We start from the raw sequence: 18,315 nt of genomic DNA on the forward strand, positions 1-18,315 counted from the left end.
CTCACTCCTGGGCAAGGTGAAAGTCAGCGCGGCCGGTGAGGCGGCGCGCGGTCTCTAGCTCGGCGTCGAGGTCAAAGCCGGGGGAAAAGTCGATCTGCTTTAAAGCCGCTTGGTACAGCTCCGGATAGGCGGCCAGGGTGGTTCGGACCGGATTGGCGGCGGTGTGCCCTAGGCCGCAGTGGCTGGCCTCGAGCAGTGGCCCCAAGCTCTCGAGCTCCGTAAGATCCCCGACCGTTCCCCAGCCACGGCGAAGCTTTTGCAGCAGTTTCAACTGCAGTTGGGTTCCCACCCGACAAGGTGTGCAGAAGCCGCACGATTCGTGGGCAAAAAAGGCGCAGAAATTCTCGACGATGTCCAACAGCGGACGATCCTGGCCAAACACCATAAACGCCCCACCGGTCGCCAAATCTTCGTACGCCACGCGGCGATGATAATTGGGAGGGGAGACGAAGGTTCCCGACGGGCCGCCGACCTGAACCCCCAGGGTGGCTGGAGCGCCGCACAAGGCAAGCACCTGCGCCACCGTCGTCCCCCACGGCACCTCGTAAATCCCCGGGCGGGCGCAATCGCCGCTGACCGACAACAGCCGCGTTCCGCGCGATTTTTGGGTTCCCGTCTGGGCAAACCACGCGCCGCCGTGAAGAACGATCAAAGCGGCGGAAAAGAAGGTCTCGACGTTGTTGACCACCGTCGGCTGTCCCCAAAGACCCGAAGTGACCGGATACGGCGGGCGGTTGCGCGGCGTGCCGCGAAAGCCCTCCACAGAGTTCAGCAAAGCCGACTCCTCGCCGCAGATATACGCGCCGGCGCCGACGACGATAGCGATGTCGAAGTGAAACTCGGCCAGACCGCAGACGTTCCGCCCCAGCAGCCCCCGCCGCCGGCGCGCACGCAAAACCTGCTGCAGATGCGGGAGCAGAAATTCGTACTCGCCGCGCAGGTACAAAAACCCTTGGCGAGCACCCGTGACCCAAGCGGCCAAAGTCATGCCTTCAAACACTTGCTCGGCAAAGTGTTTGAGCAGCGCGCGGTCCTTGAACGTCCCGGGTTCGCCTTCGTCGGCGTTGCAGACGATGTAATGCTCGCCTTCGGCCTCGCGGCTATACCGCCACTTGGCGGCGGTAGGAAAGCCCGCCCCGCCGCGCCCGCGCAGCCCAGAAGTCTCAAGCTCCCGCAACACGAACTCAGGCCCTTCTCGAAGGGCCCGCTTTAGCGCCGCCCCTGCGCGCCACGAAGCAGTAAGCTGCATCCCGCGCAGGCAAAAGCCGTCCTGGACTTCAAACCACTCTTTTGGCCAATCCTCCACCGGCACGCCTTGCTCGATGCGCTCGGCGATCGAGTCGATCAAAGCGGAGGTCAAACGCGGGATCGGCAAACCGTTGACGAGCAAAGCGGGGGCCTGGTCGCACAGCCCGGTGCAGGAAGTCTCGTGCACGCTCACCCGGCCGCCGCTCTGGCCAGGGGCTATCCCCAGGCGCGCGCACAGCCGATCCTGCAAGGCCTGCTGGCCAGAGAAGCGATCGACGATGCAGGTGCTAAAGTGGATGCGGTAGCGCCCCTGCGGCCGGGTGGCGAAAAAGCTGTAGAACTCGGCCACCCCTTGCACCTCGGCCACAGGCAGGCGCAAGGCCAAAGCGACCTCGCGCAGCGCCTGGGGCGGAAGATAGCCTAAAGCCTGTTGCACCGCGTGGAGGATCGCCAGCAAAGCCGAACGCTCCCGCCCGTGCTGGGCAAGCGCCTTAGCGACCACCCCTTCGCTCACCCCGATGCCTCCGCCAAGTCGGTAATTTGCTTAACATACTCCTGGAACTTCTCCGAGTCCATGGGCGTGTAGTTGAGGTTGCGCCAAAGCTCGGCCAGGCGCAGGAACTCGCGCGGCAAAAGCGTAAGGACGCTTTAACTGATCGACTAAAAGCGAAAACACTTTCTCTTGGCGCGGCAAAGGGGTGGAGACGTCGGCCGGATCGTAGGCGTTCTAAAGGGTTTGACCGTGGTCAAAGTCGCTTGCGTCAAGGGAAGTCGAAGTTGCCTCCGGCTGGGGAAACGGCGCTCGCGCCGGCACTTGCACGTACAAAAGGTCGCCGACGATTTTGAGGATGCGCCGGTAAAAAACGAGCTCCTCGATCACTCCGCTTCCATGACGATGAAACCGCACGGGCATTCGCGGGCGCACAAACCGCACCCTTTGCAATAGTCGTAATCGAAGACGTAGCGGATAGCGCCCGGGATGTCATCGGGCAGCTTCAGCACCGCAGGCTCCGGGCACAGGTTCCAGCAATTGTCGCAGGTAAGACACGAACCGCAGGAAAAACAGCGCGTCGCTTCCGCTTGCGCCTGATTGGCGCTTAGCCCGCCTTCGATCTCGGCAAAACCCACGCGCTCGGCCACCGGCAACAGCTTAGGTTCCACGCGCGGGGCGTGATCGTAGTAGTTGAGGTTAAGCGACTCGTAAGGGATCTTCGGGCGCGAGGGGCTTTTAGGTTCCTGGCCTTGCAGAAAAGCGGCGATCGCCAAAGCCGCTCGCCGCCCGTCGCCAATGGCGATAGATACCATCCCAGCCCCTCGGCGCACGTCGCCGCCGGCAAACACTCCAGACAGCCCCGCCACCCGCCCCCACGCATCGACCGGCAGAAACGCTTGCCCCGCAAGCACGCGCTCCAATCCCAGAGGATCGACCACCTCGCCGATGGCGGGGATGACTTGCGCGACTTTCAGCACCGTCTCGGTGCCCTCGAAGGGCACGCGCTCGATGCGGCCGTCGGGGCGCACGAGCTTCTTCATCCGCACCAGTTCCAAGCCGACGATCTTCTGGCCGTGCTGCACCAAGCGCCGCACCCCGCAGTGTTCGTGGAAGATCACCCCTTCCTCTTGCGCTTGCTGTACCTCGCGCGGGATGGCCGGCATCCAGTCTTCCTCAGGAACCTCAGGACGCGGCAAGGCGCGGTGAGTAATGAGGTGCACCTCCTGCACCCCTAAACGCCGCATCACCCGGGCGATGTCGACCGAGGTGTTGCCGCCGCCGACGATGGCGACGCTTTCGGCCTTGGGCAGATCGCCGACGATAGCCCACTCCTTGAGGAGCTCCAGACCTTGATAGAGCTCGGCCGACGCGGCCTGCGCCACCTCCCAAGGGCGCGGTTGCATTGCTCCGACCCCTAAGAACACCGCCGGATACGCCCGCTGCAGATCGTCTAAGAACAAATCCCGGCCCAAGCGCTGGCGCGGCTCAAAGCGTATTCCTAAGCTAAGCAGGCGGCCGATTTCCGCCTCGAGCACGGCGCGCGGCAGGCGATACGGCGGCAAAGCCAAACGCAAAGTGCCGCCGGCCTCGGGCAAGGCGTCGAACACCACCGGCCGGTAGCCCGAGCGCAGCAAGTGGTAAGCGCAGGTAAGCCCTGCAGGGCCTGCGCCGACGATCGCCACTTCCGGTGCGGTAGGCTCGGGAGAAGAGACGGGATAAGGCCAGTCGCAGGCGATCGCCTGGTCGCCCAAAAACCGCTCGATCGCGTGAATCGCAAGCGGCTGGTCGAAGCGACCGCGGTGGCAGGCGCGCTCGCACGGGTGATGGCACACCCGGCCGGTGATGGCCGGCAAAGGGTTGGCTGCGACCAAGATTTCCCAAGCGCCTTGAGGATCGCCTTCGTCTAGGCGCGCCAGATACGCCTGGGCGTCCTCGCCCGCCGGGCAAGCGCTGTGGCAGGGGGCGGCGCGGGGCAGGTGGAGCGGTCGCTTGAGACGCCAAGTGCCGGTGCGATAGGCCAGCGACGTGCCAGGCCAAGCGAAAGCCGCGCGTGTCAACTCTGCCATACTTTCCTCCTTAACTTAAAAACGCCGGCGGCCGCGCCGCACGGTGTCGGCCCCTTCGCTGTCTTCTGGATCTACACCGCCTTGGCGCAGATTGAACGCCTCGATATTGTGGTCGGCCAAAGCCTGCAGGTGCTCGAGCTCCTCGCGCGCCTGGGGGTCGTCGCGGAACAGATGGCGAAAGCGCCCCTGCAGCTTTAGATAATCGCTCACCGGCCGCACCTCGCGCAGCGGCATCACCCCCACCACCTGGCCGCGCTCGAGCTCGAGCAGAGGAAACAGTCCGGTCTGCACCGCCAAGCGTGCCACTTCGATGCTCAGCTCGCCTTCGTGCCCCCATCCCAAAGGGCATGGGGCGTGGATGTGGAGAAAGCTCGGCCCCTCCACCAGCAAGGCCTGGCGAACCTTACGCTTTAAATCCGCCGGATAGGCGACAGAAGCCGTGGCGGCGTAAGCGATGCGGTGCGAGGCGATGATCGCGAGAATATCTTTCTTGAGATGACGCTTGCCCATGCGCTCGCGCCCAGCCGGCGAGGTAGTGGTGGCGGCAGCGTGCGGGGTCGAGCCAGAGCGCTGCACCCCAGTATTCATGTAGCCTTCGTTGTCGTAGCACACGTACAGCACCTCGTGCCCGCGCTCGAGCATCCCCGAAAGCGCCTGAAACCCGATATCGAAGGTGCCGCCGTCGCCGGCAAAGGCCAAAACCTTACCCGTTTTCCCTTGCGCTTTGCGCGCCGCCTCCATGCCGGCGGCCACCGCGCCGGCATTCTCAAACAAAGAATGCAGCCACGGCACCCGCCAGGCCGACTCCGGCCAAGGGGTGGTGAACACTTCCAGGCAACCGGTGGCGTTGGCGACCAACACTTCCGGGCCTGTGGCCTCCAGCACCCAACGCGCCGCCAGCGCCTGACCACAGCCTAGGCAAGCGCGGTGCCCGGCCTCCAAACCGCGAAACCGCCCCTGCCGGGCGCGCAGCTCAGCCAAAGAGATGGGCAATTCTTCCGTCATCGTTCCTCCTCGGGCAAGCGCGTCAGGTCCACATCGAAAATGGCAAAGCGCCAAGACCCTTCTTCGATGGCCGCCAGCAAGCGGGAAAGCGTCTCTAAAGGCACGTCGCGGCCCCCTAAGCCCACCGCGAAATTGTGCACTCGAGGCGGCTGGGCAAGCTCGCTCAAGGCCGCGCGCACTTCCGCGCCGACGATGCCGCCGCCTCCAGGCGAAAAAGCGCGCTCCAGCACGATGAGCTCGCGCAAGCCCTGGCAGGCCTGCTGCAGCGCGGCGACCGGGAAAGGGCGAAACGCGCGCAGGTGCAGGAGCTTCACCGGAGCGTTCAAAATCTCGCGGGCGTCGGCAAGGGTGCCAAACACCGAACCCAAAGTCAAAATCCCGACCTCCGCGTCTTCTGGCCCCTCCACGCCGACCAAGCCGCCCGCGCGCCGACCAACAAGCGCTTGCCATTCGGCGTCCACCGCTTCGATAACGTCCAAGGCGCGCAGCATGGCCCGGTGGTGGGCGTAGCGCACCTCGGTGTAATCCTCAGGCGCCACCAAGGTGCCCAAGGTCAACGGCCGCGCCGGGTCGAGGGTGCGGCTGAAGCGGTAAGGTGGGAGAAACGCATCGACCTGCTCTTGGCTCGGGATTTCCAAAGGCTCCAAGGTATGGGTCAGGACGAAGCCGTCCACGCACACCATAACCGGAAGCTCTAAGGTCTCGGCGATGCGGAACGCTTGGACGGTGGTGTCGACCGCCTGTTGGTTGTCGGCACAGTAAAGCTGAATCCAGCCGGCATCGCGCACCGCCATGGAGTCCTGCTGGTCGTTCCAAATCGAAAGCGGCGCCGAGAGGGCACGGTTGGCGCAGGTCAGCACCATAGGCACCCTGAGCCCGGCGATGTTGTACAACACTTCCGCCATCAGAAGGATTCCTTGCGCCGCGCTGGCGGTGTAAGCGCGCGCCCCAGAAGCGGCCGCCCCCAGGACCACCGAGGCGGCCGAGTGCTCGCTCTCCACGCTCACCAGCTCGCACCTTAGCTCTCCGTCGGCCACCAGTTTGGCCAGGTGCTCCACAATATGGGTCTGCGGAGTGATGGGGTAAGCGGCCACCACCCCGGGGCGACACCGCGCCACCGCGTAGGCGATGGCTTGTGAACCTTCAAGCGCTTGCCGCATCGACCTTGCTCCGCCAAAGCCCTGCAGGAACGCTTGCCGCCGCCTTGTCCACCAAAGCCAGGTTACGCGCCAAAACCTCCCCCCCAAAGCGGCGCGGCAACACCGCGCGCAACGCCGCAAGCGGTACCAGCTCGGTGAGGGCGAAAAACGCGGCGATCAACGCCGTATTGGGCAACGGTTTGTGCAACACTTCTTGGGCGAGTTCGGTGGCCGCCAGCGCCACCACCTCGCAGCCAAGCTGGGCGCGCAAAGCCTGGCTGTCGGCTTTGGCGTTCACTAGAACGGCGCCCTGCGGGTCTAAGCCGGCCAGAACCCCTGGGACAGAAAGCAGCGCCTGGTCTTGGACGATGAGAAAATCGGGCGTGCGCACCTGACAGCGGCGCCGAAACGGCGCCTTACTCAAGCGCACAAACGCGGTCACCGGCGCCCCCCGCCGCTCGGCGCCAAAGCTGGGAAAGGCTTGGCTGTACCAACCTGCTTCAAAGGCAGCCTGCGCCAAAAGATACGAAGCCACCACGTTCCCCTGCCCCCCGCGGCCGTGGATGCGGATTTCCAACACGGTCCACCCTTTAAGTTTTTTACCATCATAACGCTATTTTGTTACCGTAAGTTAACCATTCAAGCGCCGCACATACGCCGTCACCTCTTCGCGGTCGTGGTAGAGGTGTTTGACGCGCACCTCAAGGCCCGCCCGGCGCAGGCGCAAGATCGCTGCCCTCAGGGTCGGCAGGCGGTTTTGCATCGGCAGTTTGAGATTGAACAAGGCGTGCTGACACCAGCCGCGCGTGAGCCATTGGACGACCAGTTCGGTCACTTGCTGGGGGCGCTCGATCATGTCGCAGAACATCCAGGTCACCGGCCGCGTCGGGCGCCACTTGAAACCGTCGGCCGAAACGTGCTCGACCAGGCCGGTCGCGAGCGCCTCTTTGGCGAGCCTGGCGTGATCGACGGCGGTCACGGCCAGCCCCCAACTGGCCAACTGCCAACTCCACCCTCCCGGTGCGGCTCCAAGATCGACGGCGCGCCTTCCCGGTCGCAGCAGGCGGGCGCGCTCTTCTTCGCTCAACAGCACTTGCACCGCCTCGACCAACTTGAGTACCGAGCGGCTCGGCGCGTGTTTGGGAAACTTAAGGCGCAAGATTCCACCGGGCCAAGGGCAGGCCAAACCGGCCGGCGCTTCGCCCAGCCAAACCGTGGTGGAGGCGGTAAACAACAAACGCAGTTCCCAAGGCGCAGCGGCAGTCAAATACCCTCGAGTTTGCAAGGCTTGGGTCAAAGGCTTGGCAAAGCTCCGACACAGCCTGGCCAAGGGGCGCCCGGCTTCGCTGTCGGGAAACTCCAGCACGATCCTGGCGTAGCGCCGGCGCCAGGTAGGACCGGCCAGCTCCGCCAGGATTGGCGTTAGCCGATCGCCGGCCGGCAGGCGTTCAAGGCGCCTGGTCCAAGGCCAGACTTGACGCGCAAAAATCAGCCCGTTCCAAATGGGTACCTTTTCCCAAGCCAGCGGCAGAGGCCTTTGAACGGTGAGCACGGCGTACCCGCTGCCGGCCTCGGCGGCCACTGGACCCAAATCAAAGTCCAAAAGCTCTTGGGCCAGCTCGCGTTCAAAGCCGGGACGGCTCAGGGCGATAAACCCACCGCCTAAGGGAAGCTGGATTTTTTCAGGATCTGCCCTCATATAGGGTTAAAGTCAACGTCTAGGAGATCGCTTATGGAAAACCCCGAATCTACCTTGCAAACCTTGCGCGCGCAAACCCAATCCTTTTTAGACCGGCAGCTCAAAGACTTAAGCTTTGAGCTTAGCGAGCTCGAGCTTCAGTTGCACAAACTGCGCGCCCACCTCAATGAGGTGGAGAAAAAAGGCATTGAGGCCACCTCCGCCATCCGCGCGCAGAAGCACAAAGTCAACGAGCTCAGGCACAAGCTCAAAAAACACCACCAACTCCTGACCGAACTCGACCCCCAGCTCGCTCCCCACGAATACCAGCGACTCAGCCAAGAGCGCGACGCGTCAGAGGCAGCACTTGCCCAAGCCTTGCACGAGTTGGAAACCTTACGTGAGCGCTACGACCAGGTGCTCGCCGAAGAAGATACCCTGATCCACCGCGAATGGGAGCTCGAGCAGGAGATTCACACCAAACGCGAGCGCTATTTGCACCTGCTCAACCAGCTCTTGCAGCTCGCGCAGACCTTAGAACGCCGAGCGCGCGAGTATAAAGCCAAACACTTTTAGCAAATCCTAGGCAGAGGCTCGCCTTCGGGCAGATCGAGCAGGCGCTCGCCGCCAAACAGCGTATGGAGGATAGCGGTTTTTGCAGGCGCTTGGCTGACCTCGCCGACGACCGCCGCCTGCCGGCCTTCGGGATGCGCCCGCAAAGCGCCAAGGGCCTCCTCGGCCACCTCCGGCGCCACCGCCGCCACAAACTGCCCCTCGCAGGCCAGATGCCACGGCTCGATTCCCAAAAGCTCACACAAGCCCGTCACCTCCGCGCGTATAGGAAGCTGCGCTTCGAACAGGCGCAGGCAAAAACCGCAGGCCCACGCCCACTCGTTGACCACCGCCGCCAGCCCGCCGCGGGTCGGATCGCGCAGAGCGCGTACGCCTTGCGGGCAAGCGGCAAGAAGGTGCGCGGCTAAGCGATTCAAGGGCCGGCAGTCGCTCGCCACCGGCCCGCTTATCCCCAACTCGCCGCGCGCCGCCAAGATCGCCGCGCCGTGATCGCCGATGGGGCCAGTGAGCAAGATCTTATCGCCGGGGCGGATCAAAGCCGCCCCAAGCGCCCGACCCTCAGGGATCTCGCCTACCCCGCAGGTGGTGATGAATACCTTGTCGGCAGCGCCTTTGGGCACCACTTTGGTGTCGCCGGCGACGATGCGCACGCCGGCCAAGTCGGCGGCTCGTTTCATCGACTCGGCAAGGCGCTTGAGATCGGCCAGCGGCAAGCCTTCTTCCAAAATCAAAGCGCAGCTCAGATACTTAGGAATGGCGCCAGCGACCGCCAGATCGTTGACCGTGCCGCACACCGCCAGTCTCCCGATGTCGCCGCCGGGGAAAAAGATCGGATCGACCACGAAAGCGTCGGTAGTCAAGGCCAGCTTCCCGGGAAAACTGGGAAGTTGCGCGGCGTCCTCAAGCCGAGCCAGTTCCGGGTCGGCGAAGGCCGCCAGCAACACTTCCTCGATCAGGCGGTGCATGGCCAGCCCGCCGCTGCCATGGGCGAGGGTGATGCGCTTTTGGCTCATACCGCTTCCCGCCGGTAACGATACCACGCCGCACACGCCCCTTCGCTCGAGACCATCAGCGCCCCTAAAGGCGCCTCGGGCTTGCAGCGGGTGCCAAAGTGCGGGCAGGCCTTGGGTTTGAGCTTGCCGCTCAAGACTTGGCCGCAGGGCAAAGGCTCTTCAGTCACGGGCGCTACCGCGATCCCAAAGCGGCGCTCCGCGTCAAAGCGCGCATACCGCGCCCGCAGCCGCACACCTGAAGCCAAAAGCCGCCCCAAGCCGCGCCATGAAGCCGCTTCCACCGGCTCGAACACCTCGGCGATGGCTTTCCTCGCGACCGGATTGCCCTCCGGGCGCACGCTGCGCCGGTATTGGTTTTGCAGGAGGCAACGCCCGGCAGCGAGCTGCTCCAAAAGCATCCCCAAGGCCTGCAATAGGTCTAAAGGTTCAAACCCGCAAATCACGGTCGGGATCCGGTATTCTGCCGGGAGAAAGGCAAAGGCTTGGGCGCCGAGGACGGTCGCCACGTGGCCTGGGGCGAGGATGCCGGCCAGCTGCCCGGAAAGCTCGCCGAGCACCGCGCGGATCGCCGCGGCGGTGGTAATGTGGCGGCACAGCACCGAGAAATTGCTTATCCCCGCGCGCTCGGCTTCGAGGACGGTCAAAGCGGTTGCCGGTTGGGTGGTCTCAAAACCGATAGCGAAGAACACCACCTCGCGCTCGGGGTAGCGGCGCGCGAGCGCTAAAGCGTCCAGGGGCGAATAGACGACGCGCACGTCGGCCCCTTGGGCTTTGGCGGCAAGCATGCTGCCTTGGCTTCCCGGCACTCGCATCGCATCGCCGAAACTGGCGAGGATCAACTTGGGGTCTTGCGCCAGGGCGCAGGCCAAATCCACCGCCTCGCGCGGCAGCACGCACACCGGACAGCCCGGCCCGTGCACCCACTCGATCGCCGCAGGCAAGAGCTGATCCAAGCCGTAACGGAAGATGGCGTGGGTGTGGCCGCCGCAAAACTCCATCACCGGCAGCCGGCTAGGCAAGCGCGCCAGACGTTTTTCGATGCGCTTTAGCCAAGCGTGGGCGAGACTTGGGTCGCGCAGCTCACTCAGGTAACGCATGATCGCGCAGCCAGGCGGCTGCCTCCTCGTCGATGCGGCTCAAGGCGAAACCCACGTGCACCACCACCCACGCGCCAAGCAGCGCCTCTAAAGGTTCGCCTTCCTCGAGCACGCAGGTTAGATTGACCTCGCGCCGCACCCCGCCGATCTCCACGATTCCAAGCTGCCGACTCGGATCGGAGATCGCGATCACTTGTCCTGGAACTCCCAAACACATGCTTTCACCCTTCCTGGGCGGCGGCGATCAGCGCTTGGCCGACCGCCAGCCCCCCGTCGTTCATAGGCACCTGCGCGCCAAGCCACACGCTCAAGCCACGCTCCGTCAAGGCCTCGTGCAAACGCTCGGCCAGCAGGCGGTTTTGGAACACCCCGCCCGCCAACGCCACCGTAGCACAGTCCAGGCGGCGCGCAAAGTGACCGACGAGCTCGGCCCAAGCGTCCGCCAGACCGAAGTGAAAGCGGCGGGCAACAGTAGATTTAGGGACGCCGCGCGCCAGATCGGCCAAGAGCCGGCGCCACATCGGCGCAGGATCGAGCTGCCAAGGCTCGCCGCGGCGCAGCCCAAAAGGGTAAGCCAAGCCATCGTCGCTGCGCCAGGCCAAGGCTTCCAGTTCCGCCGCCGCCTGGCCCTCGTAGGTCTGGCGATCAAAACAAATCCCGAGGGCGGCGGCCACGGCGTCGAACAGCCGCCCGCAAGACGAAGCCAAAGGCGAAGCCAAGCCGCGCTCGAGCATTTTTTCTACCCAAGGCAAAGGCTTTTGCGCCAGGGCTGGAACCTTTTCCCAAGGGATCTTGGCCTGCCACAGCTGGGCGGCGAGATTGCGCCAAGGCTCGCGCATGGCTTTGGCCCCGCCAAGGAGCGGGGCAGGCTTTAGAGCGGCGAGGCGCGCATAGCCTCGATAATCGCCATAGAGCAGCTCACCGCCCCAAAACTCGGCGTCCTCGCCGTACCCCAAGCCGTCCAAGATCAACCCGAGCACCGCCCGGCCATCGCGCGGATGGCCGTATTCGGCGAGCACCGCGGCCAGATGCGCGTGGTGGTGCTGGACCGCGATGCATGCAAGCGCTCGTTCTTGCACCAAGCGACGGCCCAATTTGCTGGCGAGGTATTCCGGGTGCCGATCCACCGCCAAACGGCGCGGGGTAAATGCGAACAGCTCCAGATACGCCGTAAGCTCCTGTTGGTAGCGGGCAAAGCTCAAAGCCTGCTCCAAGTCGCCCAAGTACTGCGAAAGCACGATCTGCCCTTGCGCGATCAAGGCAAAACTGCTCTTGAGCTCCCCGCCCAACGCCAAAATCCCCTGCGCTCGTTCAAATCCAGGCGGCACCGGCCTAGGGAGAGGAGCGTAGCCGCGCCCGCGGCGCACCACCCGCATCTTGCCGGCGATCAAGCGCACCACCGAATCGTCGCAAGGGTGAACGATGGCGTAATCGTGGAGCAAGAACGCATCGGCGATCGCCGCAAGTTTTATCTGCGCCTCGCCGTTCTCGGCGCACAAGGGTTCTCCGCTCAAGTTCCCCGAAGTAAAGACCAAAGGCGTCTCCCACTCGGCCACCAACAGGCGGTGCAGCGGGGTATAGGGCAGGACAAAACCCAAAAGATCCAGCCCCGGCGCAATGCTTTCAGGCAAGCAAGAAGCCTTGGCGGAAAGCAACACGATCGGCGCTGCCGGCGAGGCAAGGGTCTGTTGCTCCTCGGGATTGAGGGCGCAATGGCGGCGCACCACCTCCAGGTCGCGCGCCAGCAGCGCCAAGGGCTTGTGCGGGCGGTGTTTACGCGCGCGCAGCGCCGCGACCGCCTGCGCGCAGGTGGCATCGGCCAACAGTTGAAATCCGCCTTGCCCTTTGACCGCGAGGATCTCTCCGCGGCGCAGACACCGACTGGCTTCGGCAAGTGCCGCCCGGCCTTGGACGTCCCCAGGCACCAACCACAGCTTGGGGCCGCAGTCGGGACAGGCGATGGTCTGGGCGTGGAACCTGCGGTCGGCGGGATGGCGGTATTCTGAAGCGCATTTAGGGCACGGAGCAAAGGCGGAAAAGCTGGTGCGCTCGCGGTCGTAAGGGAGCCGCCGGATGATAGAAAACCTGGGGCCGCATTGGGTGCAACTGGCAAACGGGTAAAAATAGCGGCGCGCCTTAGGATCCAGGACCTCCTCCGCGCACTCGGGGCAACTGGCCAGGTCGGGCAACACGAAAGGGGCGATTTCTCCGCGTTCGCTCGCCTGGATGGTAAATTCCGCCGGGGCGGGGGCGCGCACAGGCCGCTCGTCTAGGCCCTGGATACGCGCGCCGGGCGGCAGCGCCGCCAAGAGCTGGGCGCGAAACTGGGCGATTTGCTCGGGCGCGCCGAAGACGCAAATCTCGACCCCTTCGCCGCAGTTGCTCACCGTCCCTGTTAGCCCCAGGCCGGTGGCCAGACGCCAGACCGCTGGGCGCAGGCCCACCCCTTGGACTAGGCCATGCAGGCGGATTGCCCAGCCTGCGCTTTGGCCTTGAGCCAGGCGTACCACGCCTCCATCCCCTCCCCGGTCCTGGCCGAAAGCTTAAGCGCCTCAACTTGGGGCTTAAGCCGCCGGACGTACTCGAGGCAGCGCTTTAGATCGAATTCTACGTAAGGCAACAGGTCGATCTTGGTGATCAGGATCAGATCGGCGCGGTGGAACATATAAGGGTATTTGAGCGGTTTGTCCTCGCCTTCGGTCACCGACAAAAGCACCACCCGCATCTGCTCGCCCAGATCGAAAGCCGCCGGGCACACCAGGTTGCCGACGTTTTCCACGAACACCCACGCCCCCTTGGGCGGGTCGAGCTTAGCCAGAGCGTGGCCTACGTGGTGGGCGTCCAAATGGCAGGCCTTGCCGGTGTTGATCTGCAGCGCCTTCACTCCACAGGCGCGGATGCGCTCGGCGTCCAGCGAGGTCTGCTGGTCGCCTTCGATCACCGCGCAGGGGAACCGGCGGCCCAGCTCGCGTAACGTGCGGACCAACAGCGAGGTTTTGCCCGCTCCCGGACTGGCCATCAGGTTGATCATCCACGCCCCCCGTGCGGCCAGCCAAGCGCGGTTGGCTTGGGCATAGCGGTCGTTGGCCGCCAGGAGATTCTCCTCGATGCGCAACCGGCGCCCGCGATCTTCATGAGAATGGGATAGGTCGCCACAACCGCAGCTTCCACACATGCTCTTAGCTCCCAATCGCTGGATTGAAAGATTGAATGAAACCTGAATCGTTTTTGCTTGTCTAATAAATTTATTATTTCCCAATAGGAGGTAAAGAAATGGCTCACGCCAAAGCGCGCCCCTCCCGCCTTAAAGCCCTCCCGTCCGCCGATCCCGAATTAAGCGGCGATCCTCTCTGGCTGAAAACTGCCCGCCCCATTTGTTTTAGGACCGATGCGCGTTATTTATGCACCAAACGCTGCCGCTGGGCGAAAGAATGCAAGAAGCTGATCGCCGAGTGGTTGCGCTGAGGGCGAAGGGGATTTTCCGTTAACTTTGGGGACGGCTCTTCAAGGCGCTTGCCCGGGCGCGCGCCGGCGTCTACCATCATAACAAAGCAAACCAGGACGCCCGCCTTGAACACCCATCTGTTCGCGCTGCCCTCCGTCCCTGAGCCTTTGGCTGAGCTCATCCCTTTGGCGTTGGACCTGCGTTGGTCGTGGAGCCATGTCAGCGATGCGCTGTGGGAGAGCTTGGATCCAGAGCTTTGGCAGCGCACCGCCAACCCTTGGTTGATCCTGCAAAGCCTCTCGCCCGCACGGCTCGAAGAGTTGGCCAAAGATCAAGCGTTTTGCCACCAGCTCAACGAGCTGGCCGCCGAACGGCGGGCTTATCTGGAAAAACCCGCCTGGTTCCAAGAGGTCGAGGATCAGGCGCCGTTGGCGCACATCGCCTATTTCAGCATGGAGTACGGCCTGACCGAGGCCCTTCCCTTATACTCCGGAGGGCTTGGGATGCTCGCCGGGGATTTTTTAAAAACTTGCAGCGACTTAGGCGTCCCGGCGGTGGGGGTGGGCCTGCTCTATCAGGAAGGCTATTTCCGCCAGATCATCGACCAGTGCGGAAGGCAAGTCGAGCTCTATCCCAACAACAACCCCTGGGAGCTGCCCATCACGCCGGTGCGCAACGGCGAAGGCCAGCTGTTGCGGCTGCGCTACCACTTCAACGGTTTTGATCTGTGGGTGAGGGCCTGGCAGGCCCAAGTGGGCAGAGCCAGGCTGTATCTTTTGGACCTCAACGACCCGGCCAATCCGCCTTCCGACCGCTGCATCACCGATAGGCTGTACGGCGGCGGCCTCGAGCAGCGCCTGCAGCAGGAGATGCTGCTCGGCGTCGTCGGCTGGCAGCTCTTGGAGGCGGTCGGGATAGAGCCGACCATCTGCCATCTCAACGAAGGCCACGCGGCCTTGGCGATCCTGGAGCGGGCGCGTAGCTACATGCAGCGCCACAAGGTGGATTTTGAGCTGGCTTTGACCGTCACCCGCGCCGGCAACCTGTTTACCACCCACACGCCGGTGGCGGCCGGCTTTGATCGCTTCCCACCCCAGCTCATCCGGCGTCACCTGGGGTTTTACTGCGAACTTTTGGGAATCCAAGTGGAAGAGCTGCTCGCCTTGGGTCGGGCCAACCCCGACGATCCCAACGAGCCGTTCAACATGGCGTATCTGGCCATCCGCGGCAGCGGCGCGATCAACGCGGTCAGCCGCCTCCACGGCCAAGTCAGCCGCAGGATCTTCGCTCCCTTGTTCCCCCGCTGGCCGCAGGCGGAGGTGCCCATCGGGCACGTCACCAACGGCGTCCACACCCCGTCCTGGGATTCGCCCGAATCCGACCGGCTGTGGACCGAGGCCTGCGGCCGGGAGCGCTGGCTCTGCGACCCGTGCCTGCCGGGCGAGCAACTGCGCAGGCTGCCGGCGGAGGCGCTGTGGGAACTGCGCGCCCAAAACCGCCGCCGTCTGGTCGAATTCGTGCGCGCCTATCGCGCGCGCCGGCCCGCCGCTTTCCACTACCTGCCGCCCTCAAGCGCGCCGCTGCTCGACCCCAACGCTTTAACTTTGGGTTTTGCGCGCCGGTTTACCGCTTATAAACGCCCAAACCTGCTGCTGACCGACCCCGATCGCCTCGCGCGCTTGCTCTCCGACCCGCATCGGCCGATGCAGCTGATACTGGCGGGTAAAGCCCACCCCCTGGACGAAGAGGGCAAGCGGCAACTCCACGCCTGGATCGAGTTCATCCGCAGCCATCCGGAAATCGCCGGCAAAGTCGTGTTTCTGCCCGACTACGACATGCAGCTCGCCGAAATCTTGACCTCGGGCGTGGACGTGTGGATCAACACCCCTAGGCGGCCGTGGGAGGCGTGCGGCACCTCCGGCATGAAGGTTTTGGTCAACGGCGGGCTCAACCTCTCGGAACTGGACGGCTGGTGGGCCGAAGCCTACGATCCTACCGTGGGCTGGGCAATAGGCGACGGCCACGAGCACGACGCCGACCCGGCCTGGGACCGGACCGAAGCGGGGCAGCTCTACGAGCTGCTCGAGCGGGAGATCGCTCCCACGTTCTACGCGCGCGATGGGCGCGGGATCCCGGTGCAATGGGTGGCCAAGATGCGCGAAAGCATGGCCAAGCTCGCCCCGTTCTTCTCCGCCAACCGCATGGTGCGCCAGTACGTCGATCAGTACTACCTACCCATGGCCAGGGCCTTGGCCAACCGGCACGGCAACGACCAGGCCCGGGCCAGGCAAATTTTGAAGTGGCGCGCTCACCTCAAGGATCACTGGCACACCATTCACATCGGCGAGCCCAAGATCGACACCCAGGAAGGCGTTCATCGCTTCGAGGTCGCGGTCTATCTGGGCGCGGTGGACCCAGACGCGGTGCGCGTGGAGCTTTACGCCGACCCGCTCGCCCCCGATCCACTGCCCGAGAGAATTCCGCTCTTACCCGAACACCCTCTGCTCGGCGCCGAAGGCGGTTTTCTCTACGTCGGTCAAGCCCCTGCCAAACGTCCTGCCGATCATTACACCGTCCGCGTGGTGCCGCACCACGAGGAAGCCCAAGCGCCCTTGGAGGGCGCTACAATTGTCTGGCAGAAGGAGTAAAATTCCCATTTCGCGAAACAGCGGGTCGTAAGAAATATGCGAGCACCGGAACTTGAAGTCAGCGCTTGGCTCAATAGCGAACCTTTAGCGCTTACCGGCAAAGTCGTGGCGTTGCATTTCTTCCAGATGCTTTGCCCAGGCTGCGTCGTCCACGGCCTGCCGCAAGCGCAAAACTTCTTTACTTTCTTCCAAAGCGATCCCAACCTCCAAATCCTGGCCATCCACTCGGTGTTCGAACACCACGAGGTGATGACCGAGGCTGCTTTGCGCGCTTTTGTGCACGAATTCCGCTATACCTTGCCCATCGCCATCGATCAGGCCGAACCCGGCTCTCCGATCCCCAAAACCATGCGCGCCTACCAGTGCCGCGGAACGCCGACTTGGGTGCTGATCGACCGGCAAGGACAAGTCGTTGCCAACCTGTTCGGCCGCGTAAGCGACATGGAACTTGGGGTGCGGATCGGCAAACTCTTGGCTTGATCACAGGGCAGGTTTGGAGTTGGCCAAGATACGGTCGATCGCCCGGGCAATCCGCGCCAGAGTCTTCTCTCTTCCAAGAAGATACAAGGTCACGTCGATCGGCGGCGAGACCGAACTCCCGGTCAGCGCCACGCGAAGCGGCTGGGCGACTTTGCCGAGCTTTTGTCCCAGCGCCTCAGAAGTGGCGACCACCGCCTGGTGAAGCTTCTCTTGCTCCCAAGCGTCCAATTGTCGAAACCGCTCAAGCAGCGCCTGCAAGACTGGAAGTGCCTCTTCGGTCAAATATTTGGCCGCCGCCTCCGGGTCGAATTCGGTCAAATCCCGATAAAAAACCAGGCTGCTTTTGGCCATCTCGGCCAGGGTCTTGGTCCGCTCGCGCAGCGCTAGCACCAGGTCGACCAAATCGGGCCCTTCCTCCGGATCGACGCCTAACCGCCCCAAGTGCCAACGCAGGTGATGGGCTACGTGCAAGGGATTGGAATGCATCAGGTAATGGTGATTGAGCCAAAGCAGCTTGCTCGGGTTAAACGTCGAAGCCGATTTGTTGATCTCCTGGAGATCGAACAGGTGGATCATCTCATCGATGGAGAAAATCTCCTGATTTCCGTGCGCCCAGCCCAAACGCACCAGGTAATTCAACAAGGCCTCGGGCAGATACCCCTGGTCGCGGTATTCGAGCACGCTCACCGCGCCGTGGCGTTTCGACAGGCGCGCGCCGTCCTCGCCCAAAATCATGGGAACGTGCGCATAGCGCGGGGGCTGCGCGCCCAAGGCGCGCAGGATGTTGATCTGCCTAGGGGTGTTGTTGAGGTGGTCGTCCCCCCGGATGACGTGGGTGATCTGCATGTCCAGATCGTCGACCACCACGGTCAGATTGTACGTAGGCGTGCCGTCCGCCCGGGCCAGGATCAGATCGTCCAACTCCCGGTTGGCGAACACCACCCGCCCGCGCACTAGGTCCTCGACCACCACTTCCCCCTCGGTGGGATTGCGAAACCGGACCACCGGCTCGACCCCGGGTCGCGGTTCGGTTCGGTGGCGGCAGCGGCCGTCGTAACGCGGTTTTTCCTTGCGCGCCAGTTGTTCCTGGCGCATCGCCTCGAGCTCTTCCTTGGTGCAATAGCAATAATACGCCTTACCCTCGTCCAAGAGGCGCCGGATGACCTCCCGGTAACGAGGAAAACGTTCGCTCTGGAAGTAAGGACCCTCGTCGTAGTCCAGGCCGAGCCAGGCCAGGCTCTCCAAAATCGCGTTCACCGATTCGCGGGTCGAGCGCTCAAGGTCGGTGTCCTCGATGCGCAAAATGAAACGGCCGCCGTGTTTGCGCGCATACAGCCAGTTGAACAAGGCCGTGCGGGCACCGCCGATGTGCAGGTGGCCGGTGGGGCTTGGGGCAAAGCGGGTGCGGATGCTCATGTACGCTCGTTCCT

General features: G+C 63.8%; 18 protein-coding genes. 4 read left to right on the plus strand and 14 right to left on the minus strand.

Going from position 1 to position 18,315, the window contains the following annotated elements; genetic code table 11:
• Position 1: 1 nt before the first annotated feature.
• The 8 genes from ACYQ3M_RS05985 to rlmM all read right to left on the minus strand — a co-directional run bounded on the left by ACYQ3M_RS05985 (position 2) and on the right by rlmM (position 7,650).
• Positions 2-1,762: an NAD(P)H-dependent oxidoreductase subunit E gene (locus ACYQ3M_RS05985; RefSeq protein WP_460035155.1), complete on the minus strand. Its 1,761-nt coding sequence runs from the start codon at positions 1,760-1,762 to the stop codon at positions 2-4.
• A complete protein-coding gene (locus tag ACYQ3M_RS05990; RefSeq protein ID WP_460035156.1) occupies positions 1,759-1,881 on the minus strand; it encodes a hypothetical protein in 123 nt (40 codons plus the stop codon). Before ACYQ3M_RS05990 ends, ACYQ3M_RS05985 begins: the two co-directional genes overlap by 4 nt.
• A 94-nt stretch (positions 1,882-1,975) precedes the next feature.
• Positions 1,976-2,128, minus strand: coding sequence for a hypothetical protein (locus ACYQ3M_RS05995; RefSeq protein WP_460035157.1), 153 nt, complete (start codon positions 2,126-2,128; stop codon positions 1,976-1,978).
• On the minus strand, positions 2,125-3,807 hold the full coding sequence (locus ACYQ3M_RS06000) for an FAD-dependent oxidoreductase (RefSeq protein WP_460035158.1): 1,683 nt from the start codon (positions 3,805-3,807) through the stop codon (positions 2,125-2,127). Before ACYQ3M_RS06000 ends, ACYQ3M_RS05995 begins: the two co-directional genes overlap by 4 nt.
• 15 nt (positions 3,808-3,822) lie before the next feature.
• Positions 3,823-4,812: a thiamine pyrophosphate-dependent enzyme gene (locus ACYQ3M_RS06005; protein WP_460035159.1), complete on the minus strand. Its 990-nt coding sequence runs from the start codon at positions 4,810-4,812 to the stop codon at positions 3,823-3,825.
• Entirely contained in the window at positions 4,809-5,972 is a 1,164-nt protein-coding gene (locus tag ACYQ3M_RS06010) for a hypothetical protein (protein ID WP_460035160.1), read from the minus strand. Before ACYQ3M_RS06010 ends, ACYQ3M_RS06005 begins: the two co-directional genes overlap by 4 nt.
• Positions 5,956-6,531: a 2-oxoacid:acceptor oxidoreductase family protein gene (locus ACYQ3M_RS06015; RefSeq protein WP_460035161.1), complete on the minus strand. Its 576-nt coding sequence runs from the start codon at positions 6,529-6,531 to the stop codon at positions 5,956-5,958. The genes ACYQ3M_RS06010 and ACYQ3M_RS06015 overlap by 17 nt, the downstream gene beginning before the upstream one ends.
• Before the next feature lie 51 nt (positions 6,532-6,582).
• Positions 6,583-7,650 carry a 23S rRNA (cytidine(2498)-2'-O)-methyltransferase RlmM gene (rlmM, locus tag ACYQ3M_RS06020; protein ID WP_460035162.1) on the minus strand — a complete coding sequence of 356 codons (1,068 nt, stop codon included), beginning with the start codon at positions 7,648-7,650 and terminating at the stop codon, positions 6,583-6,585.
• A gap of 33 nt (positions 7,651-7,683) precedes the next feature.
• Between rlmM and ACYQ3M_RS06025 the strand changes: the two genes are divergently transcribed.
• Positions 7,684-8,205, plus strand: coding sequence for a hypothetical protein (locus tag ACYQ3M_RS06025; protein WP_460035163.1), 522 nt, complete (start codon positions 7,684-7,686; stop codon positions 8,203-8,205).
• On the opposite strand, the gene hypE is transcribed toward ACYQ3M_RS06025, so the two are convergent.
• The 5 genes from hypE to hypB are packed head-to-tail and all read right to left on the minus strand — an operon-like array spanning position 8,202 to position 13,487.
• A complete protein-coding gene (gene hypE / locus ACYQ3M_RS06030) occupies positions 8,202-9,215 on the minus strand; it encodes a hydrogenase expression/formation protein HypE (RefSeq protein WP_460035164.1) in 1,014 nt (337 codons plus the stop codon). The two genes, ACYQ3M_RS06025 and hypE, sit on opposite strands and share 4 nt — an antisense overlap.
• Positions 9,212-10,312 carry a hydrogenase formation protein HypD gene (gene hypD, locus ACYQ3M_RS06035; protein WP_460035165.1) on the minus strand — a complete coding sequence of 367 codons (1,101 nt, stop codon included), beginning with the start codon at positions 10,310-10,312 and terminating at the stop codon, positions 9,212-9,214. Before hypD ends, hypE begins: the two co-directional genes overlap by 4 nt.
• Positions 10,296-10,529: a HypC/HybG/HupF family hydrogenase formation chaperone gene (locus tag ACYQ3M_RS06040; protein WP_460035166.1), complete on the minus strand. Its 234-nt coding sequence runs from the start codon at positions 10,527-10,529 to the stop codon at positions 10,296-10,298. The genes hypD and ACYQ3M_RS06040 overlap by 17 nt, the downstream gene beginning before the upstream one ends.
• A gap of 4 nt (positions 10,530-10,533) precedes the next feature.
• The gene (gene hypF, locus ACYQ3M_RS06045) at positions 10,534-12,822 is read right to left on the minus strand and encodes a carbamoyltransferase HypF (RefSeq protein ID WP_460035167.1); all 2,289 of its coding nucleotides are present in this window, start codon (positions 12,820-12,822) and stop codon (positions 10,534-10,536) included.
• Positions 12,765-13,487 carry a hydrogenase nickel incorporation protein HypB gene (gene hypB, locus ACYQ3M_RS06050; protein WP_460035168.1) on the minus strand — a complete coding sequence of 241 codons (723 nt, stop codon included), beginning with the start codon at positions 13,485-13,487 and terminating at the stop codon, positions 12,765-12,767. The genes hypF and hypB overlap by 58 nt, the downstream gene beginning before the upstream one ends.
• 98 nt (positions 13,488-13,585) lie before the next feature.
• Between hypB and ACYQ3M_RS06055 the strand changes: the two genes are divergently transcribed.
• The 3 genes from ACYQ3M_RS06055 (at position 13,586) to ACYQ3M_RS06065 (ending at position 16,885) form a co-directional block, all read left to right on the plus strand.
• Positions 13,586-13,777 (plus strand): hypothetical protein, encoded by a 192-nt coding sequence (locus tag ACYQ3M_RS06055; protein ID WP_460035169.1) that lies wholly within the window; start codon positions 13,586-13,588, stop codon positions 13,775-13,777.
• A gap of 105 nt (positions 13,778-13,882) precedes the next feature.
• A complete protein-coding gene (gene glgP / locus ACYQ3M_RS06060; RefSeq protein WP_460035170.1) occupies positions 13,883-16,405 on the plus strand; it encodes an alpha-glucan family phosphorylase in 2,523 nt (840 codons plus the stop codon).
• A 36-nt stretch (positions 16,406-16,441) separates the two neighbouring features.
• Entirely contained in the window at positions 16,442-16,885 is a 444-nt protein-coding gene (locus tag ACYQ3M_RS06065) for a peroxiredoxin family protein (RefSeq protein ID WP_460035171.1), read from the plus strand.
• Here the strand turns inward: ACYQ3M_RS06065 and gltX are convergent, their stop codons facing one another.
• Positions 16,886-18,301 (minus strand): glutamate--tRNA ligase, encoded by a 1,416-nt coding sequence (gene gltX, locus ACYQ3M_RS06070; RefSeq protein WP_460035172.1) that lies wholly within the window; start codon positions 18,299-18,301, stop codon positions 16,886-16,888. It abuts the gene before it with no gap.
• Positions 18,302-18,315: the final 14 nt, after the last annotated feature.

This window comes from Methylothermus subterraneus (assembly GCF_054656915.1).

Excerpts from the sequence above, each read along its gene's own strand:
- ACYQ3M_RS06000 (WP_460035158.1), bottom strand. The coding sequence starts at position 3,807 with ATGGCAGAGTTGACACGCGCGGCTTTCGCTTGGCCTGGCACGTCGCTG.
- ACYQ3M_RS06005 (WP_460035159.1), bottom strand. The coding sequence starts at position 4,812 with ATGACGGAAGAATTGCCCATCTCTTTGGCTGAGCTGCGCGCCCGGCAG.
- ACYQ3M_RS06010 (WP_460035160.1), bottom strand. The coding sequence starts at position 5,972 with ATGCGGCAAGCGCTTGAAGGTTCACAAGCCATCGCCTACGCGGTGGCG.
- rlmM (WP_460035162.1), bottom strand. The coding sequence starts at position 7,650 with ATGAGGGCAGATCCTGAAAAAATCCAGCTTCCCTTAGGCGGTGGGTTT.
- ACYQ3M_RS06025 (WP_460035163.1), top strand. The coding sequence starts at position 7,684 with ATGGAAAACCCCGAATCTACCTTGCAAACCTTGCGCGCGCAAACCCAA.
- hypE (WP_460035164.1), bottom strand. The coding sequence starts at position 9,215 with ATGAGCCAAAAGCGCATCACCCTCGCCCATGGCAGCGGCGGGCTGGCC.
- hypD (WP_460035165.1), bottom strand. The coding sequence starts at position 10,312 with ATGCGTTACCTGAGTGAGCTGCGCGACCCAAGTCTCGCCCACGCTTGG.
- ACYQ3M_RS06040 (WP_460035166.1), bottom strand. The coding sequence starts at position 10,529 with ATGTGTTTGGGAGTTCCAGGACAAGTGATCGCGATCTCCGATCCGAGT.
- hypB (WP_460035168.1), bottom strand. The coding sequence starts at position 13,487 with ATGTGTGGAAGCTGCGGTTGTGGCGACCTATCCCATTCTCATGAAGAT.
- ACYQ3M_RS06055 (WP_460035169.1), top strand. The coding sequence starts at position 13,586 with ATGGCTCACGCCAAAGCGCGCCCCTCCCGCCTTAAAGCCCTCCCGTCC.
- ACYQ3M_RS06065 (WP_460035171.1), top strand. The coding sequence starts at position 16,442 with ATGCGAGCACCGGAACTTGAAGTCAGCGCTTGGCTCAATAGCGAACCT.
- gltX (WP_460035172.1), bottom strand. The coding sequence starts at position 18,301 with ATGAGCATCCGCACCCGCTTTGCCCCAAGCCCCACCGGCCACCTGCAC.